The organism is Halomonas litopenaei (assembly GCF_003045775.1).
GTDB lineage: Bacteria > Pseudomonadota > Gammaproteobacteria > Pseudomonadales > Halomonadaceae > Halomonas > Halomonas litopenaei.
Genome location: NZ_PXNS01000007.1, coordinates 1 through 18,389 on the forward strand (window position 1 = coordinate 1; position 18,389 = coordinate 18,389).

Below are 18,389 nucleotides of genomic sequence, written 5' to 3' on the forward strand. Positions count from 1 at the left end.
CCATCACCGACGGCGTCGGTGACAGCGCCTCGGGCACTATCGGCATTACCGTCGATGACGACACGCCGGTGGCCAACGCCGACAGCGCCACTACCGACAACGACGGTTCCGTCACCGTCGATGTGCTCGGCAACGACCAGTTCGGCGCCGATGGCCCCGGCGGCATCACCAACGCCACCGTCCAGGGCGGCGCGGGTGTCGGTAGCGTCGCGGTGAACCCCGACGGCACCCTGACCTTCACGCCCAACCCCGGCTTCGTCGGCAACGCCACCATCGACTATACCGCCACCGACGGTGACGGCAGCGCAGTCGGCGGTAGCCTCAATGTCGCAGTCGCCGACGGCGGCACTGGCCCCACCACGCCGGAAACCGATGGCAATCCCAACACCACGCCCCCCAAGGCGGTACTCGACGAAGACGGCCTGCCTGGCGGCATCGCCGGTGGCATCAATGACGTGGCCGGCGAACGGACTGCGGCCACCGGCTCACTGGGCTACGATTTTGGCAGCGACGGCCCTGGCAGCTTTAGCTGGAACACCACCGGCCTCCCCGTCCTGACCTCCGGCGGCAGCCCGGTCACCTGGTCGCTGAGCGGCAATGGTCGTTCGCTGGTCGGCTTTGACAACGCGGGTAACCGTGTCATCTCCGTCCAGCTCACCGACGTTGCCAACGGCAACTACAAGGTGGTGCTGGCCAAGCCGCTGGATCATTCCCACCCCGGTGTCGAGAGCGACATCAACTTCAGCGTCGGCTACACCATCACCGACAGCGTCGGTGACAGCGCCTCCGGCAGTATCGATATCACGGTCGATGACGACACGCCGGTGGCCAACGCTGACAGCGCCACCACCGACAACGATGGCACCGTCACCGTCGATGTGCTCGGTAACGACCAGTTCGGCGCCGATGGTCAAGGCGCGTTAACCGGTGCCACCGTTCAGGGTGGCGCGACAGTCGGTACCGTTGCAGTCAACCCGGACGGCAGCCTGACCTTCACGCCCAACCCCGGCTTCGTCGGCAACGCCACCATCGACTATACCGCCACTGACGGTGACGGCAGCACGGTCGGCGGTAGCCTCAATGTGGCAGTCGCCGACGGTGGCACTGGCCCCACCACCCCCGATAGCGATGGCGACCCAACCACCACCAACCCCACTGCTGTCGTTGATGAAGATGGCCTGCCTGGCGGCATAGCCGGTGGCGTCGGTGACGTGGCAGGCGAGAACACCGTCGCCAGTGGCACCTTAGGCTACAGCTTTGGCACCGATGGTCCTGCAGCCAACGGTGCCTTCACCTGGCGCCTTGCCGGCCTGCCATCCGATCTCGAGACCGCGGATGGTCGTGCGATAACGTTCACGCTTGGCAACGCTGGCAGCACCATTGTCGGTTTTGCCAGCGATGGTAGTGGCGGCACCGAGCAGGTAATCACCATCACCCTGACCGACCAGGCCTCGGGCACCTATCAGGTGACGCTGCACCAGCCGCTCGAGCACTCCCCGGGCAATGGCGAGAACGATCTCGGTTTCTTCGCTGGTTACACCATTACCGATGCCGATGGCAGCCAGGCAAATGGCTTCCTTTCGGTGGTGGTCGATGATGATACACCTGCATCCTGGGAGGCGGAGCAAGCGCTATTGCAGTCTGGCCAGACTGGCGAGGTTCGCTTTAGTGAGGGAGCTGGTGCCGATGGCGCTGGGCAGGTAGAGTTTGCCGCCCCCGGCGCATCAGCAGCGGTGATCGATTCCAATGGCAACCCACTGTATCTCAACGGGGAGGCGCTCTATTGGGAGAGGTCGGTGGATGGCAAGACGCTAAATGCGGTGACACGACCGGATGATGGTAGCGATGGCGACACGACCATCACCCTGACCCTGTCAGATGATGGCAGCAGCTACAGCGTGGATCTGTTCAACAAGGATATTGACCTTGGTAGCCGCCATAGCATCGCCAATGGAGAGCCCGTAGGTAGTCTCATCATCTATAACGGCCAAGACTGGGGCACACCGTACTACCAGTTTGATAGGCCTGATGGCAATGCCTACAGCGACGTACTGGTGTCTGGCAGGAGAAATGGTGATAGCGATGCTGGTACACCTTTCGATGGTGTCAATGACAACGACGGTAATTCTCTGTCATTTCGCAGCAGCGTTGTGGATGAAGGCGAAACGGTGCGTTATGACTTTGTTAGTCAGCTCTCATTTAATAGCAACGATCAACCAAGCTGGCAAAAACATGAAGGTATAACCAGGTTCGAACAAGAAATTCATGTTCGTGACGGCAATCCTTCAAAGTTCATGATTTCAATATTCGACTACGATGATGCGTCGCAGACCAGTGGCAAGCCTTCAAACGAAAGGGGGGAGCACAATACCGTCATTGACCTGGACGCTTCGGCTATTACTGTCTACAACGCCAGTGGTGTCGATGTTACCGATCAAGTCATCCTGACGGCGAATACCAATGGTAGCGTGACGGTTGATGGGATGCTGGACGGATATCGCTTTATCGTGGAAAGTGAGGTCCCGTTCGAAGCGCTGGAAATCGATGGTACAACGCCTCCGCCCGCCTATATCGGAGGTTTTTCCCTTGGCGACTTTAGCTATGAGCCGATTGACCAGGTCACGCCGGGGAATCTTCAAGTGGGTCTGACGGGCACAGATGCTGACGGCGACGGCGGTACAACCGACGGCACTCTGACGCTGGCTTTTCCGGATGGCGACCAATTGCTCGTGGGAAGTAGCGGCGATGACAGCACCACCGGTGCCAATGGTGACGACGTAATTCTCGGCGATGCCGGTGGTACCCATACCGTGCTCGAACCTGCGCAGAACTACAATGTGTCCTTTATTCTCGACGTTTCACCAAGCATGGGAGAAATCTTGGAAAACGGGCAATCACGCTTCAAGGTAGCCATCGAAGCGCTACGAGCCCAGCTTACCGAACTGGCTACTTTCGAAGGAACGATCAATGCCCAGATCGTGACGTTTGGTGGAAAGTTCTCTCCTTCGATAGATTTTAATGATCTATCAGTAGCGGACTTGGATGGCGTCAATGAATTTCTCGATAGTCGAGTGGTTATTAGTTCAACCAATTATGAGCAAGCGTTTAATGTCGCTAACGACTGGATAACGACTGTTAGTCAAGAAGGTTTCAACAACGTTGCCTACTTCATGACAGATGGAGACCCTGTATCTCATAATGATAATGGTAATATTGGTGTATCTGATGCAGGGAATATCACCACTCTGAAAGATATTGTCAATTCAATCGAAGGATACCAACCGTTGGCAGCCATCAGTCGGGTGGAGGCGATCGGGGTTGGCGACGACGCCAATCTTGAGGTTCTGAAGATTTTCGACAACACCTCGAATGATGAGTTGAAAATGGTGCCCATTCCCCTGGATGCCGGCACATCGGTAGGCGATGCGGAATTTCTTGCCACCTTTAATACGGGAGACACGGGAAGACTCGCATCCATCGATAGTTGGGCGCTGCAGACGGCTGATGGTGGAGTGACCATCGACAGTAGCTCGATCGGCACCTATCTACGCATTCGGGACAATGGCACGGGTGATGGCAGCACGATCGTCACCAGTGACGCTTTCGTCGTGAATGAACCTGCCGGTGTCAACCAGTTCTATAGCGTGTCATTTAACTTCGTGACCGACACCGCAAACGACCTGGAACAGGAAGGAAATATAAACGACAACTTCTCCTGGGAGCTGCAGACGCAAAATGATGAGGGAGGCTGGGATGCCGTTGCCACGGGGTTAAGATTTCGCTCGGGCAATATCAACAATAGTACTAATCAGATTGTGGCCAACGGGCTGGAAGGAGGAACCTATAGGCTACAGTTCGAGGTGGAGAACGCTAGAGGGGAGTTCTTCACCTTGTACGTTCAGGATATCTCACTCGATCTTCAAAGCTACACAGACGACCAGCTTGTGCCAGCCGGTGAGGTGTCCATGATTGGCACCCCCGAGGAGTTTGCAACGGCGCTGGACGGTGGCTCGTCCTTCGATCAGCCGGCGGATCTCGGCGATGACGTTCTGGCCGGCGGTGCCGGCGACGACGTAATTTTTGGCGACGAGATCAACCCGGCGGGTGTCGGAGGAGAGAGCGGAAGTGGCTTTGTCGGACTGGTCGACTACCTGACCACGCAGAATGGCGCCGAGCCCACCAGGGATGAGACGGCCGCCTTTATCCGGGACAATGTCGATGCCTTGGCCAGCGGATCGCGCAGCGATGGTGGTGACGATCAGCTATCCGGTGGGGCGGGCGACGACATTCTGATCGGCGGCGGCGGAAACGATCTACTACTCGGTGGTAGTGATAGCGATCTGCTGATCGGTGGTGGCGATAACGATCAGTTGACCGGTGGTTCCGGAGCCGATGTCTTTGCCTGGGGGCTGGATGATGCCGGTAGCGCGGCCACGCCGGCACGGGATACCGTGACCGACTTCACCGTCGGTGAGTTTGGCGTCGATGCCGATGCCGATCGGCTCGATCTTGCCGACCTTCTCCAGGGTGCCGACGAGAACAACCTCGCAAACTACCTGCAGGCCAGCCAGGACGGAGACGACACCGTGCTGTCCATCAGCAGCGAGGGTAACCTCGCCGCCGGAGGCGGCAACGCTGACCAGGTGGTCGTTCTGATCGGCGTTCAGATGGGAGCAGATGGGGACACCTTCCTGCAGAACCTGCTCGACGATGGCCAGTTGAAGGTCGACTAGGGCAACGGAGGGAAAACGGGGTGGGCGGCCCGCCGCCCACCCACTGACAACAACCCGATGGCAAGCATTGGAAAGAACTGAAAATAGCGTCGACAAGTATGACCAGACCCACAATGGCTGGCCATCTCGTTCAGCCGGCGCTCAAAGCCTGAGTCCTGTTGTGTACAGGGTTCAGGCTTTTCGTTTCCGCATGAGGCGTTCGTGGTTGTCACCATGGGTGCACTGGATGCAAGCCTGCTGCGACGGTTCCATCGTGGCGAACGGATTCAGGTGAATAACCTCGGTCTTCAGGATTCAGACGTAGCTCTCCAATTCGCACCCCCAGAGCTGAAGCAACCTCCGCTTCTTCGACACGGCCGCAATCGATTTCTCCTCGAGTCTGGGCATGACCGCGTTGAATGTAGCCAGCAGCCTCCGGCTTTCGGTCTTCAAGACAAGGCGCGATGTACGAGATCGATGCTTTTTCCTCTAGTACATTGTCACACCCGTCGCTATCGATCCCTCTTACGACAATGACATAAAAACCTCTCATTCTTGACATTTTTGCTTCTGACGTCTGCCTATACCACTGATTGTATTACTACCAAAGCATCCCTCCCCTAACCAATAGCCACCCCTGCCCATGAGGATAGAAGCAGGCGACTGGGTGCGGGGATTCTTCCTTCAGCATACTCTTCATATTCGCCAGAGCGTCGGATTCCCTGCAAACACCCTTCATCACTTACCGGCAAGGATTTTTACCATGAAATCTGGCTTGGATAGTTTCGTTGCCGTGCCCATCCTGTCGCCCCCGTTCGAGGAAGAAGACGATATCAGTACGGTCGCCAGCGTGGATGAGGATGGACTTCCCGGCGGTAATCTCGAAGGCCCGAGCGACCTTGGCGGGTCTGCGACGGTGGTCACCGGCACCATCCCCTACAGCTTTGGCAGCCTGGGAGCGGCAGATTTCGCGCCCTTCTCGTGGTCGTCCAGCGGCCTGCCGAGCCTGTCGTCCCAGGGCGAAGCGCTACACTACGTTGTTTCACCCAGCGGCAAGACCCTGGCAGCCAGGACCCTGGACGGCCAGACCGTCTTGCACCTGACCGTTACCGATATCGATACCGGGGCCTATCGCCTTGCCCTGCGCGCACCACTGGATCATCCCATCACAGGTAACGAGGATGATCTGGCCTTCTCGGTCAAGTACACCATTCGCGACAGCCAGAACAATCAAGCATCTGCCAGGGTAGGCATCGTGGTTGACGATGACTCCCCGACAAATACCATCGATTCCCCCGTCGCCGTGGACGCTGGCGACAACGTGACCGGCTTCTGGCGCCAGCGGGGCGGCGCCGATGGCGTCGGTTCCACCAAGGTGACCCTGGCCGGCAGCACCACCGAATTCGACCTGGATCAACGCATCTTTACTCCACAGGGAAGCCTGACGGTCAACTCGGACGGCAGTTTCACCCTGGACGCGAGCCCCAACATCACCTCAGACACAGAGCTGGTCTTTCAGATTGTCACCACCGATGGTGATGGCGATAGCGTGGCAAGCGAGGGTCGCATCAGCGTCAATGCAGCACTACTGTCTGACGATCGCCCAACGACGCCCTTGAGTGATGGTGACCTTGCAACCTCATCGCCACTTGCCTTGCTCGATGAGGATGGCCTGCCGGGGGGCGAGCCTGGTGGAATCGGCGACATACCCGGCGAAGCAACCGTCGCAATGGGCAACCTCGGCTACGACTTTGGAGACGACGGCGCCGGCGACGTTGTCTGGGAAACCCACAACCTTCCTGATATCCGGTCCGGTGGCACAAGGATCGACTGGCAGCCAGGCGCTGAGGGCAAGCAGCTGACCGGACTCGACGCCGATGGCAGGACAGCACTTCACGTCGAGCTGCTGGACGTGGAGGACGGTACCTACCGCGTCACCCTGGCTCGCCCGCTGGACCATGGTGGGGTCAATATCGAGGACAATCTGGATCTAAGCTTTGGCTACCGGATCACCGACAGCGACGGCGACAGCGCCCTGGGTGAGCTGCTCGTGCGCATCAACGATGACTCGCCGGTGAAGGGACGATCAAACCAGGACACTCCCGCAGCCGAGCCACTCGATATCGCCGAGCTACTCGATGACAGCGAGAGCGCTGGCAAACTCACTGACCTCGCCATCACTCCCATCTTGGCCGATGATCCGAGTCCCTCGCCGATAACGGCGCAGACCTCTCTCGATAGCGAGATGGCTCCAACGATCAACGAGGATTTGCGCACTCTGCTGGAGGATACGACGATCCCTGCCGATATCTAAGGCGTGAACCAGAAGTGCCTTGGCTCATCGACCTTTCGAATTGTGACTGACACACAGTCAGACCGCGCCCTGCAAGCAGGTCAATCGAGCGGTCTCGCTGTAGGGAGCGCTTTCTAGCGAGCAGGGTCGGCAGTATCCAGCCGACTCATCAGCTGCCTGAGGCCGCGCTCGAATTCGGCCTTGCCGCCGTAGGAAGGGTGACGCAGGGCGACGACCTCGCGCTCGGGAAAGGCAACCTGGGCCGCCAGGGTGCCCTTTCGCCCCACCCCGGCCACCATCGTCGGCGTCGAGTGGGCAGCGACCAGCTGATCCAGCCGCCTGAGCCAGTCGATGCCTTCGCGTAGCTCTGCTGCGCGTGGCGCGCGGTTGCTGTGCGTCCGCGCTATTTGATGGGGGTGAAAGGGAAAGGCGTTCCACACCAGCGGCGTCAGCCCAAGACGAGCGAAGCACTCCCAGGCGATGGTGGCGGTGGCTTCGCTGCCGCCCTCCGGCACCAGGGCGAGGTTCGGCCTCAGCGTCTCGATAAAGGGATGCTTACAAGAGCGAAGTAGTGCTGGACTCGACAATGGGATACCCGTCTCGCCACCACCCTTGAAGCCCAGTGCTTCGGCCACCAGCAGCAGTCTGGGCCGGCCAGCGGCGGTCGTTTCCCTGGCGTGTTCCAGCATCAGCTCGAGATAGGCCGTCAGGTTGTCGGCCAATGGTTTCTTGCGCCAGGGATTGGCAACGTCTGGCCCATCCGGCCGCCTGCGCAATCGCCTGACGAATGAACGAACGGTGGTCTTGCCCAAGCGCCCTGCTCCGCTGATGATCGATCATGTAAACAACGCGATGGGCCCGCACATCAGAGGCCCTGAACGACGTCGGGGCGCCCAAAAGGCGCCCCGACGAACCGATAGTGCTTTGCCTTAGCGCTCGCGCAGTACCTTGAGCATGCGCTTGAGCGGCTCGGCGGCGCCCCACAAAAGCTGGTCACCGACGCTGAAGGCACTGAGGTACTCACCACCCATGTTCAGCTTGCGCAGACGACCCACCGGGATGCTCAGGGTGCCGGTGGCGGCGGTCGGCGTCAGCCCATCGATGGTGGCGTCCTTGTCATTGGGGATGACCTTGACCCACTCGTTGTGGCTGGCGATACGCTCCTCGATCTCGTCGAGCGGCACATCCTGCTTGAGCTTGATGGTGAACGCCTGACTGTGAGAGCGCATTGCGCCGATACGCACGCACAGACCGTCGATGGGGACCGGGCTGTCCTGGCGACCGAGAATCTTGTTGGTCTCGACGTAGCCCTTCCATTCCTCGCGGCTCTGACCGTTATCCAGCTTGGAATCGATCCACGGCAGCAGGCTGCCGGCGAGCGGCGCACCGAAGTTGTCGGTGGGGATGGCGCCAGTACGCATCGCCTCGGTGACCTTGCGGTCGATGTCGAGGATGGCGCTGGCCGGATCCTTGAGCTCGCTTGCCACGCTGTCACGCAGGCCGCCCATCTGGTTGAGCAGCTCGCGCATGTGCTTGGCGCCGGAGCCGGATGCGGCCTGATACGTCATGGAGGTCATCCACTCGATCATGTCCGCCTCGAACAAGCCCCCGAGGCCCATCAGCATCAGGCTGACGGTGCAGTTGCCGCCGACGAAGGTGCGCGCACCGGCGTCGAGCTGAGCGTCGATCACCTTGCGGTTGACCGGGTCGAGCACGATGGTGGCGTCATCGCTCATGCGCAGGGTGCTGGCAGCGTCGATCCAGTAGCCCTTCCAGCCGGCACCGCGCAGGTCTTCATAGACCTTCTTGGTGTAGTCGCCGCCCTGGCAGGTGATGATCACGTCCAGCGCCTTGAGCGCCTCGATGTCGAAGGCGTCCTTCAGCGGAGGCACGTCCACACCCACGTCGGGGCCGGCCTGACCGACCTGGGAGGTGGTGAAGAAGACCGGCTCGATGCCGTTGAAATCTCCATCTTCCACCATCCGCTGCATGAGCACGGAACCCACCATGCCACGCCAACCGACGAAACCGACTTTCAACATGTGAAGTCCTCCAGAAATCGAGTGAGGCAATCATTATACAGAAACCGGCAGCACCTTTCAGATGCCACCGGCACAGTCAGGATGGGCGACGCCCGATTGCCGGGCGCCAGCACCACTAACAAAGGCGTTAAAGCGCCGCCAGCACCGCATCCCCCATCTCACTGGTGGACACCTGGCGGGTGCCCGGATAGGCGATGTCGGCGGTGCGCAGGCCCTGATCCAGCACCTTGCCCACCGCAGCCTCGATGCGCTCGGCCATGGCTGGCTCGTTGAGCGAATAGCGCAGCATCATCGCCACCGAGAGGATGGTGGCCAGCGGATTGGCGACACCCTGGCCAGCGATATCCGGGGCGCTGCCGTGGCAAGGCTCGTACATGCCCTGGCCGCTTTCGTTGAGCGAGGCCGACGGCAGCATGCCGATGGAGCCGGTCAGCATGGCGGCGGCGTCGGACAGGATGTCGCCGAACATGTTGCCGGTCACCACCACGTCGAACTGCTTGGGCGCGCGCACCAGCTGCATGGCGGCGTTGTCCACGTACATGTGCGACAGTTCCACGTCCGGGTACTCGGCGGACAGCCGCTCCATCACCTCGCGCCACAGGATGGTGACCTCCAGCACGTTGGCCTTGTCGACGCTGCAAAGCTTCTTGTCACGCTTGCGCGCCATCTCGAAGGCCACCCGGCCGATACGCTCGATCTCGCTCTCGCTGTAGACGTAGGTGTTGAAGCCGACGCGCTCACCGTCACGCTCCTCGACGCCGCGGGGCTGGCCGAAGTAGATACCGCCGGTCAGCTCGCGCACGATCATGATATCGAGCCCAGACACCACCTCGGGCTTGAGGGTCGAGGCCTCCGCCAGCTGCGGATAGAGGATGGCCGGGCGCAGGTTGCCAAACAGCCCCAGCTCCTTGCGCAGCCCCAGAAGCCCCTTCTCGGGTCGCTTGGAAAGGTCCTCGATGGTGTCCCACTGGGGGCCGCCTACGGCCCCCAGCAGGATGGCGTCCGCCGCACGCGCCTTGGCCAGGGTCTCCTCGGGCAAGGGCTCGCCGTGGACGTCATAGGCACCGCCGCCTACCAGCGCTTCCTCCACGTCCACGTCGAGCCCCTTGGCCTTGAGCGCCTCGAGCACGCGGCTGGCCTGGGCGGTGATCTCGGGGCCGATGCCGTCACCGGGAAGGACAAGAATCTTGCGGGTCATGAGATGGGGTTCCTGAAAGCTGGCAGAAAGATGAAGATCGAGAGAATCGTAAGCCCCGCCATCGGGCGGGGCCAGCTGTCGATGACAGACAGGTCTACGCCTTGGCCGGCTCGCGGAACAGCCAAGGGCGAGCGGTGCGATGACGCGCCTCGAAATCGGCGATGGCGGCCTCGTCCTTGAGGGTGATGCCGATATCGTCGAGGCCTTCAAGCAGGCAGTGCTTGCGGAAGGCGTCCACCTCGAACTCGAGGATCTCGCCGCCAGGGGTCACCACACGCTGGTGCTCGAGATCGATATCGAGACGGTAGCCCTCGTTGGCCTCGACCTCGGCGAACAGCCGGTCGACCTGCTCTTCAGGCAGGGTAATCAGCAGGATGCCGTTCTTGAAGGCATTGTTGTAGAAGATATCGGCGAAACTTGGCGCGATGACCGCGCGGAAGCCGAAGTCCTCCAGCGCCCAGGGCGCGTGCTCACGGGAACTGCCGCAGCCGAAGTTGCGCCGTGCCAGCAGCACCTGGGCCCCCTGATAACGCGGCTGATTGAGTACGAAATCCGGGTTCAGCGGGCGCTGACTGACGTCCTGACCGGGCTGGCCCTCGTCGAGGTAGCGCAGTTCATCGAACAGGTTGACGCCGAAACCGGTACGCTTGATCGACTTCAGAAACTGCTTGGGGATGATCAGGTCGGTGTCGACGTTGGCCCGATCCATCGGCGCGACCAGACCCTCGAGGCGTTCGAACTTTTGCATGGCTCAGGCCTCCTGGCGAGCGGTGGTGGAATCAAACTGGCGCACATCGACGAAGTGGCCGGCGATGGCGGCAGCGGCGGCCATGGCAGGGCTGACCAGGTGGGTGCGACCACCGTAACCCTGACGCCCCTCGAAGTTGCGGTTGGAGGTGGAGGCGCAGTGCTCGCCGGCACCGAGCTTGTCGGCGTTCATCGCCAGACACATTGAGCAGCCGGGCTCACGCCACTCGAAGCCGGCCTCGATGAACACCTTGTGGAGCCCTTCCTCCTCGGCCTGACGCTTCACCAGACCGGAGCCCGGGACGACCATCGCCAGCTGGATGCTGTCGGCGACCTTGCGACCACGGGCCACCTTGGCCGCCTCACGCAGATCTTCGATGCGTGAGTTGGTGCAGGACCCGATGAACACCTTGTCGAGGCGGATATCGGTGATCTTCTGGCGCGGTGACAGCCCCATGTACTCAAGCGCCCGGGTGATGCCGGTGCGCGCGGTGTCGTCATCGGCCTCGGCGGGATCCGGGACCTCACCGCTGACACCGGTGACCATCTCGGGGCTGGTGCCCCAGCTGACCTGAGGCTCGATGGACGCAGCGTCCAGCGTCACCACCTTGTCGAACACGGCGTCGGCATCGGAGACCAGCTCGCGCCAGTCGGCCACGGCGGCGTCCCACTGCTCGCCGCTGGGGGCGAAGGGGCGCTCGGCCAGATACTCGATGGTGGTGTCGTCCACCGCGATCAGGCCGACCCGAGCTCCGGCCTCGATGGCCATGTTGCACACCGTCATGCGACCTTCCATCGACAGGCTCTCGATGGCGCTGCCGGCAAACTCGATGGCGTAGCCGGTGCCACCGGCGGTACCGATCTCGCCGATGATCGCCAGCACCACGTCCTTGGCGGTGACGCCCTCGCCCAGCTCGCCTTCGACGCGCACCTGCATGTTCTTCATCTTCTGCGCCAGCAGACACTGGGTGGCCAGCACGTGCTCGACCTCGGAGGTGCCGATGCCATGGGCCAAGGCGGCAAAGGCGCCGTGGGTAGCGGTATGGGAGTCACCACACACCACGGTCATGCCCGGCAGCGTCGCACCCTGCTCGGGGCCGACCACGTGGACGATGCCCTGGCGCGGGTCATTGATGCGAAACTCCTCGATACCGAAGGCCTCGCAGTTATCATCAAGCGTCTGCACCTGGATCAGTGATACCGGATCCTTGATCCCGCTGTTGCCCTCGGAACGTTCCTTCACGGTGGTCGGTACGTTGTGGTCCGGCGTCGCCAGGTTGGCGTCCAGCCGCCACGGCTTGCGCCCGGCCAGACGCAGACCTTCAAAGGCCTGGGGCGAGGTCACCTCGTGCAGCAGTTGACGATCGATATAGATCAGCGCGGTGCCATCATCGCGCTCCTTGACCAGGTGCTGCCGCCACAACTTGTCGTAGAGTGTCTGGCCTGCCATGCGGTGTCTCCTCCGGGGGCTTGGCTCCAGGCGCCACGCTGGCGGTGGGCCTGTCGGTCGTTCTGAAGCCGCCCCTCTCGATTGATCGAAAACGGTCGTTTGCCGGTCCCGCGGGCCTTGCCCGGGGATGGGATAGATCGAGTGTCGCGCCACTCGCCAATAAAATCAATTCATGTTATTTATTCAAACGATTCCCAAGTGGAATACATCATTACCCGGCAAACCGTCGCCACTTTTCCTCGTCATCCGCCCCGGGAGCACTGCCATGGATACCCAGAGCCTGCAGGCCTTTCTCGCCGTGGCCGACAGCGGCAGCTTCTCCCGCGCGGCGGAGCAGCTGCACCTCACCCAGCCGGCCGTCAGCAAGCGTATCGCCAGCCTGGAGGCGCTGACGCGCGCCCGCCTGTTCGACCGCATCGGCCGCCGCGTCAGTCTGACCGAAGCCGGACGGCTGCTGCTGCCGCGGGCACGCCAGATCCTGGTCATGGTCGACGACAGCCGCCGGGCCCTGAGCAACCTGAGCGACGAGGTCAGCGGCGAGTTGACCCTGGCCACCAGCCATCATATCGGACTGCACCGGCTGCCGCCGGTGTTGGGCAGCTACGTCAAGCGCTACCCGGAGGTGCGCCTCGACCTGCGCTTTCTCGACTCCGAGCAGGCCTACCAGGGCGTGCTAGACGGCGATATCGAGGTGGCCCTGGTGACCCTGTCAGCCCACCCCGACCCTCAGCTTCGCGCCACCAGAGTGTGGGTCGACGACATGACCTTCGTTGCCGCCCCGGAGCATCCGCTCGCGCGGGAGAGCCGCGTAACCCTGGCGACCCTGTGCGAGCATGACGCCCTGTTGCCGGGGCCACTGACCTTCACCCGCCAGCTGATCCTCGAGCGCCTGGCCAGGCACGGTCTGGCGCCGCGGGTGGGACAGTCGACCAACTATCTGGAAACCCTCAAGATGATGGCCACGGCAGGACTTGGCTGGAGTCTGCTGCCCGACCCCATGGTCGAGCGGGACATCGCCAGCCAAAGACTGGTCCGACTGGCCCTCGAGGAGCCTGCGATACAGCGCCCGCTCGGCTACCTGGTGCACCGCGACCGCACCCTGTCCAACGCCGCCCGCTCGCTGCTCGAATGCCTCGACCAGGAAGCCGTGGCAAACCCCGCCTCACCTTGAGCGCACCACCACAGGGACGTCTGAATGACCCGCATGCCTCTCCCTCCACCGCGACACCGCCTGGCCGGCGCACTGACGTTGGCGGGCCTGCTGACGCAGATCGCGGGCCTGTGCCTCGACGGACTGCCGAGCTGGAGCGTCAGCCTGCCCTTGTGGGCCGCCAGCCTGCTGATGTGGCCGGACATTCCCCGGCGCAATCAGTGGCAGGCCGGCGTGCTGGCAGTGCTGGGGCTTGCCTTTTTGGTGCTGGCGGTGGTGGGCTTCGACGCCACCCCCGACATCACCACCTTGCTCGATGGCAACGCCTTCGTGGTGGCCATGCTGGTAGGGGTGAGCTTTATCGCCTTGATCGGGCGCCCCTCGGAGGGGCCACCCAACAGCGAACCGGTGACCGGGCGCCGAGGTCTGGCCGGGACCTGGCTGGGGGTGCAGCTGCTCGGGGCCATCCTCAACCTGTCCGCAGTGTTCATGGTCGGCGATCGCCTGGAACGCCGCGGTCGTCTGCTCGACGTTCAACTACTGGGGCTCAACCGAGGGCTTTCCAGCGCCGCCATGTGGTCGCCGTTCTTCGCCGCCATGGGCGTGGCGGTCTCCCTGGCTCCATCGCTTGAATACACCACGGTGCTGGCCGCCGGACTGCCGCTGGCCTTTGCCGGCGGCCTCTACAGCGTGTTCGAACTGTCACGCCGCTTCGACGTCAGCGAGGTCCCCGGCTTTTCACTGTCCCCCCGCAGTCTGCTGATGCCGGCCAGCGTGGCCGGACTGGTGATGGTGTTTCACTACGTCATCACACCGTCTCTGACCATCGTCAGCATCATCACCTTCCTGATGCCGACACTGGCGCTGGCCGCCAACCTGGCCAGGGGCGCTGCAGCGACCCGTGAACGCCTTGTTCGCCACCTCCACTACCGACTGCCGGGCATGCGCGGCGAAATCACCCTGTTTCTGTGTGCGGGACTTCTGACCAAGGGACTCTCGATCCTGGTCGCCGCCGCCACCAACGGTGACTGGACGCTGTTTGCCGACTTTGGCGTGGGGCCCGCCATGCTGAGTTATGTCGCCATCGTTGCCAGCGCCATCGCCGGCTTGCACCCGATCATCGGCATCTCGGTGCTGGCCTCGATGCTGGATCTGGATGGCCCCCACCAGACCCTGTTCGGTTTCGTCGCCCTGGCATCCTGGGGCGTGGGCACCGCCGTCGGCCCGCTGTCGGGCATCAACCTGTCACTGCAGGGGCGCTACGGGATCAGTGGCTATCGCATGATGAAGCACAATCTACACTACGCTCTGGTCATGTCGACGCTGGTGCTGGTGGCAATCGCCTGCCTGGCCCAGGCCGTCTCGGCCTGAGCCGCACGCCAGACGATTGCTACCTGATATTGCGCCGACGGCGCGGTCGGCGGACGTCAGCCAACACGCCCAAAGTAGCGATGGCCGCATTGATGGCAGGGCTCGATGCGCTTGACCCCGTGCAGTTCGACCACGGCGTCACAGTGCACGCAGGACATGCGTCCCGGCGCCGCCAGTTCGCCGGCGGTGTAATCGGCACGGGAGGCCTCGAGGTCGTCCTCGAGCTGCTCGCGCTCGATCACGCTGCGATCGGCGATCGACAAGAGCGAGTCGACCACCTTGCGCGACAGGATGGTCAGGTCGATGCCGAGCCAGCTGGCCACGCCCTCGCCGCCGGCAGCCAGGTAGCGGCGCATGTCCTTGAGATCACGTTCGACCCAGGCCCTGAGCAGCGCCAGTTCGTCCTTGGTGTACTCCTCGAGCTCCGCCTCGAACTCCACGGCGTCATCGAGATCCTTCTGCAGATTGTCCCAGGTGAGGTCCTCGGCCCCTTCCTTGAGCCGGGCCAGTACCCGCTCATAGCCGTCGCGCAGACGATGTTCGCCGGACGAAGAATGTTGATCACTCATGACGGTGTCCTCCTTGATGCAGACAAGGACCGCTCGGGGTAACCCGAACGGAACACTGGCGGCCCACCATAGCCGGACCCCGGGCTGCTGGGGTATCCTTGCGGGCATCATTGCCGCGCCGGTGACAGGGCCGCATCAACCTTGATTCTGCACAACCCTGCCGCCGGACGATACCCATACCCTGCGCGCCGCCTTGGGCGCGCCTTGATTGCAAGGTACTCGAAGACCGCGATGGACGCCCAGTACAAGCCCCACGAAATCGAACACGACGCCCAGCAGTTCTGGAATGAAAACCAGTGTTTCAAGGCGATCGAGGATCAGGATCGCGAGAAATTCTACTGCCTGTCGATGTTCCCCTACCCCAGCGGCAAGCTGCACATGGGGCATGTACGCAACTACACCATCGGCGACGTGGTCAGCCGCTTCCAGCGCATGCAGGGCAAGAACGTGATGCAGCCGATGGGCTGGGACGCTTTCGGCATGCCGGCGGAAAACGCCGCGATCAAGAACCAGGTACCGCCGGCCAAGTGGACCTACGAGAACATCGACTACATGCGTGCCCAGCTCAAGGCGCTGGGCTTCGCCTATGACTGGGATCGCGAGTTCGCCACCTGCGACAGCGACTACTACCGCTGGGAACAGTGGTTTTTCACCAAGCTGGTGGAGAAAGGCCTGGTCTACAAGAAGATGTCCACCGTCAACTGGGACCCGGTGGATCAGACCGTCCTGGCCAACGAGCAGGTCATCGACGGCTGTGGCTGGCGCTCCGGTGCGCCGGTGGAGCGCAAGGAAATCCCGCTGTGGTTCTTGAAGATCACCGACTACGCCGATGAGCTGCTGGCGGATCTGGACAAGGTCGAGTGGCCCGAGCAGGTCAAGACCATGCAGCGCAACTGGATCGGCAAGTCCAAGGGGGTCGAGCTGGCCTTCGACGTCGATGGCGACGAGCCGCTCAGGGTCTACACCACCCGCCCCGACACCCTGATGGGGGTGACCTACGTGGCGGTGGCCGCCGGCCACCCGCTGGCGATCAAGGCCGCCGAGGACAAGCCCGAACTCGCCGCCTTCCTCGAGGAGTGCTCCCACGGCGGCACCTCGGAAGCCGAGCTTGCGACCATGGAAAAACGCGGCATGGCCACCGGCTTCGAGGCCATCCACCCGCTGACCGGCGACCGTGTGCCGGTGTATGTCGCCAACTTCGTGCTGATGGAATACGGCACCGGTGCGGTGATGGCGGTGCCCGGCCACGACCAGCGTGACTGGGAGTTCGCCACCAAGTATGAACTCCCGATCCGCGCGGTGATCGCCGACGCCGACGGCCAGGCCCCGGACCTGTCCCAGGGCGCCTGGGTCGAGCACGGCAGCCTGATCAACTCCGGCGAGTTTGACGGCCTCGACTTCCAGGCGGCCTTCGACGCCATCGCCAGCCGCCTCGAGCGCGACGGCCACGGCGAGGTCAAGACCAACTACCGCCTGCGCGACTGGGGCGTGGCCCGCCAGCGCTACTGGGGCGCGCCGATTCCGGTCAAGTACGGCCCCGAGGGCCAGACCGTGCCGCTCACCGACGATGAGCTGCCGGTGGCGCTGCCGCTGGAGGTCACCGTGGACGCCTCCGGCTCGCCGCTCAAGAAGATGCCGGCGTTCAGCGATCTGGGCGATGGCTGGACCCGCGAGACCGACACCTTCGATACCTTCATGGAGTCCTCCTGGTACTACGCGCGCTTCTGCTGCGCCGACAACCCGGAGGCCATGCTGGATGAGCGTGCCAACTACTGGCTGCCGGTGGATCTGTACATCGGTGGCATCGAGCACGCCATCCTCCACCTGCTCTACGCCCGCTTCTTCCACAAGCTGATGCGCGACTTCGGCCTGGTCGACTCCGACGAGCCGTTCCAGCGCCTGCTGACCCAGGGCATGGTGATCGCCGAGACCTTCTACCGCCCCGAGGCCAACGGCGGCAAGGAGTGGTTCAACCCCGCCGACGTCGAGGTCAAGCGTGACGACAAGGGACGCCCGCTCAGCGCCACCCTGATCAGCGATGGCCAGCCGGTGGAGATGGGCGGCATCGAGAAGATGTCGAAGTCCAAGAACAACGGCGTCGACCCCCAGGCCATGATCGATCGCTTCGGTGCCGACACCGTGCGCCTGTTCATGATGTTCGCCGCCCCCCCGGAGCAGTCACTGGAGTGGTCCGACTCCGGCGTCGAGGGCGCCCACCGCTTCCTCAAGCGGCTGTGGCGTCTGGTCGCCGAGCATCTGGAGGCCGGTACGCCGGCAGCGCTGGATGCCGCCGCCATCGCCTCGCTCGACGACGCCCAGCGCGAACTGCGCCGCAAGACCCACGAGACGATCAAGAAAGCCGGCGACGACATCGGCCGCCGCACCACCTTCAATACCGCCATCGCCGCGGTGATGGAGCTGACCAACGCCATCGCCAAGTTCGGCGATACCAGCCCTCAGGGCCTGGCGGTCAGCCGCGAGGCGATCGAGGCCTGCGTGCTGCTGCTGGCACCGATCACGCCCCACGCCTGCCACGCACTGTGGCGCTCACTGGGCCATGACGGCGCGGTCATCGATGCCACCTGGCCGGCGTTCGACGAAAGCGCCCTGGCGCGCGACAGCATCGAGCTGGTGGTGCAGGTCAACGGCAAGCTGCGCGCGCGCCTCGAGGTGCCCGCCGACGCCGACAAGGCCGCCGTCGAAGCGCTGGCACTGGCCAACGACAACGTCCAGCGCCATACCGACGGCAAGACCCTGCGCAAGGTGATCGTGGTGCCGGGCAAGCTGGTCAACATCGTCGCCAACTGACAGCTCGCGGCGGGCGTCTCGCCCGCCGCGTCAGACTGTCGGTGATACC

The 18,389-nt window shown here is 62.8% G+C and carries 11 protein-coding genes; 5 read left to right on the forward strand and 6 right to left on the reverse strand.

Annotated features, from left to right (window positions below; all coding sequences use genetic code 11):
* Positions 1-44: 44 nt before the first annotated feature.
* Together C6W88_RS13360 and C6W88_RS13365 are read left to right on the forward strand one after the other, a co-directional pair.
* Positions 45-4,733 (forward strand): Ig-like domain-containing protein, encoded by a 4,689-nt coding sequence (locus C6W88_RS13360; RefSeq protein ID WP_407920553.1) that lies wholly within the window; start codon positions 45-47, stop codon positions 4,731-4,733.
* A gap of 742 nt (positions 4,734-5,475) precedes the next feature.
* A complete protein-coding gene (locus C6W88_RS13365) occupies positions 5,476-7,026 on the forward strand; it encodes a hypothetical protein (RefSeq protein ID WP_108132821.1) in 1,551 nt (516 codons plus the stop codon).
* A gap of 113 nt (positions 7,027-7,139) precedes the next feature.
* Here the strand turns inward: C6W88_RS13365 and C6W88_RS13370 are convergent, their stop codons facing one another.
* The 5 genes from C6W88_RS13370 to leuC form a co-directional block, all read right to left on the reverse strand.
* Positions 7,140-7,727 (reverse strand): uracil-DNA glycosylase family protein, encoded by a 588-nt coding sequence (locus tag C6W88_RS13370; protein WP_108132822.1) that lies wholly within the window; start codon positions 7,725-7,727, stop codon positions 7,140-7,142.
* 207 nt (positions 7,728-7,934) lie between these two features.
* A complete protein-coding gene (gene asd / locus C6W88_RS13375; protein WP_045992648.1) occupies positions 7,935-9,047 on the reverse strand; it encodes an aspartate-semialdehyde dehydrogenase in 1,113 nt (370 codons plus the stop codon).
* Between the two features lie 127 nt (positions 9,048-9,174).
* Positions 9,175-10,245, reverse strand: a complete 1,071-nt coding sequence (leuB, locus tag C6W88_RS13380) for a 3-isopropylmalate dehydrogenase (RefSeq protein ID WP_108132823.1) — start codon at positions 10,243-10,245, stop codon at positions 9,175-9,177.
* A gap of 94 nt (positions 10,246-10,339) precedes the next feature.
* The gene (leuD, locus tag C6W88_RS13385; protein WP_045992650.1) at positions 10,340-10,993 is read right to left on the reverse strand and encodes a 3-isopropylmalate dehydratase small subunit; all 654 of its coding nucleotides are present in this window, start codon (positions 10,991-10,993) and stop codon (positions 10,340-10,342) included.
* 3 nt (positions 10,994-10,996) lie between these two features.
* Positions 10,997-12,442, reverse strand: coding sequence for a 3-isopropylmalate dehydratase large subunit (gene leuC, locus C6W88_RS13390; RefSeq protein ID WP_045992651.1), 1,446 nt, complete (start codon positions 12,440-12,442; stop codon positions 10,997-10,999).
* 265 nt (positions 12,443-12,707) lie between these two features.
* Here leuC and C6W88_RS13395 point away from each other — a divergent pair, with 265 nt between their 5' ends.
* Both C6W88_RS13395 and C6W88_RS13400 read left to right on the forward strand, forming a co-directional pair.
* Positions 12,708-13,613, forward strand: coding sequence for a LysR family transcriptional regulator (locus C6W88_RS13395; protein WP_108132824.1), 906 nt, complete (start codon positions 12,708-12,710; stop codon positions 13,611-13,613).
* A gap of 24 nt (positions 13,614-13,637) precedes the next feature.
* Entirely contained in the window at positions 13,638-14,963 is a 1,326-nt protein-coding gene (locus C6W88_RS13400; protein ID WP_375038110.1) for a hypothetical protein, read from the forward strand.
* Positions 14,964-15,019: 56 nt separating this feature from the next.
* Here the strand turns inward: C6W88_RS13400 and C6W88_RS13405 are convergent, their stop codons facing one another.
* The gene (locus C6W88_RS13405) at positions 15,020-15,532 is read right to left on the reverse strand and encodes a zinc ribbon-containing protein (protein WP_045992653.1); all 513 of its coding nucleotides are present in this window, start codon (positions 15,530-15,532) and stop codon (positions 15,020-15,022) included.
* 231 nt (positions 15,533-15,763) lie between these two features.
* Between C6W88_RS13405 and leuS the strand changes: the two genes are divergently transcribed.
* Positions 15,764-18,340: a leucine--tRNA ligase gene (leuS, locus tag C6W88_RS13410; protein ID WP_108132825.1), complete on the forward strand. Its 2,577-nt coding sequence runs from the start codon at positions 15,764-15,766 to the stop codon at positions 18,338-18,340.
* Positions 18,341-18,389 lie beyond the last annotated feature (49 nt).

Bases quoted from the DNA above. Each gene is read 5' to 3' on its own strand.
- leuC (WP_045992651.1), bottom strand. From the start codon at position 12,442: ATGGCAGGCCAGACACTCTACGACAAGTTGTGGCGGCAGCACCTGGTC.
- leuD (WP_045992650.1), bottom strand. From the start codon at position 10,993: ATGCAAAAGTTCGAACGCCTCGAGGGTCTGGTCGCGCCGATGGATCGG.
- C6W88_RS13395 (WP_108132824.1), top strand. From the start codon at position 12,708: ATGGATACCCAGAGCCTGCAGGCCTTTCTCGCCGTGGCCGACAGCGGC.
- leuB (WP_108132823.1), bottom strand. From the start codon at position 10,245: ATGACCCGCAAGATTCTTGTCCTTCCCGGTGACGGCATCGGCCCCGAG.
- C6W88_RS13365 (WP_108132821.1), top strand. From the start codon at position 5,476: ATGAAATCTGGCTTGGATAGTTTCGTTGCCGTGCCCATCCTGTCGCCC.
- C6W88_RS13400 (WP_375038110.1), top strand. From the start codon at position 13,638: ATGACCCGCATGCCTCTCCCTCCACCGCGACACCGCCTGGCCGGCGCA.
- C6W88_RS13405 (WP_045992653.1), bottom strand. From the start codon at position 15,532: ATGAGTGATCAACATTCTTCGTCCGGCGAACATCGTCTGCGCGACGGC.
- leuS (WP_108132825.1), top strand. From the start codon at position 15,764: ATGGACGCCCAGTACAAGCCCCACGAAATCGAACACGACGCCCAGCAG.
- asd (WP_045992648.1), bottom strand. From the start codon at position 9,047: ATGTTGAAAGTCGGTTTCGTCGGTTGGCGTGGCATGGTGGGTTCCGTG.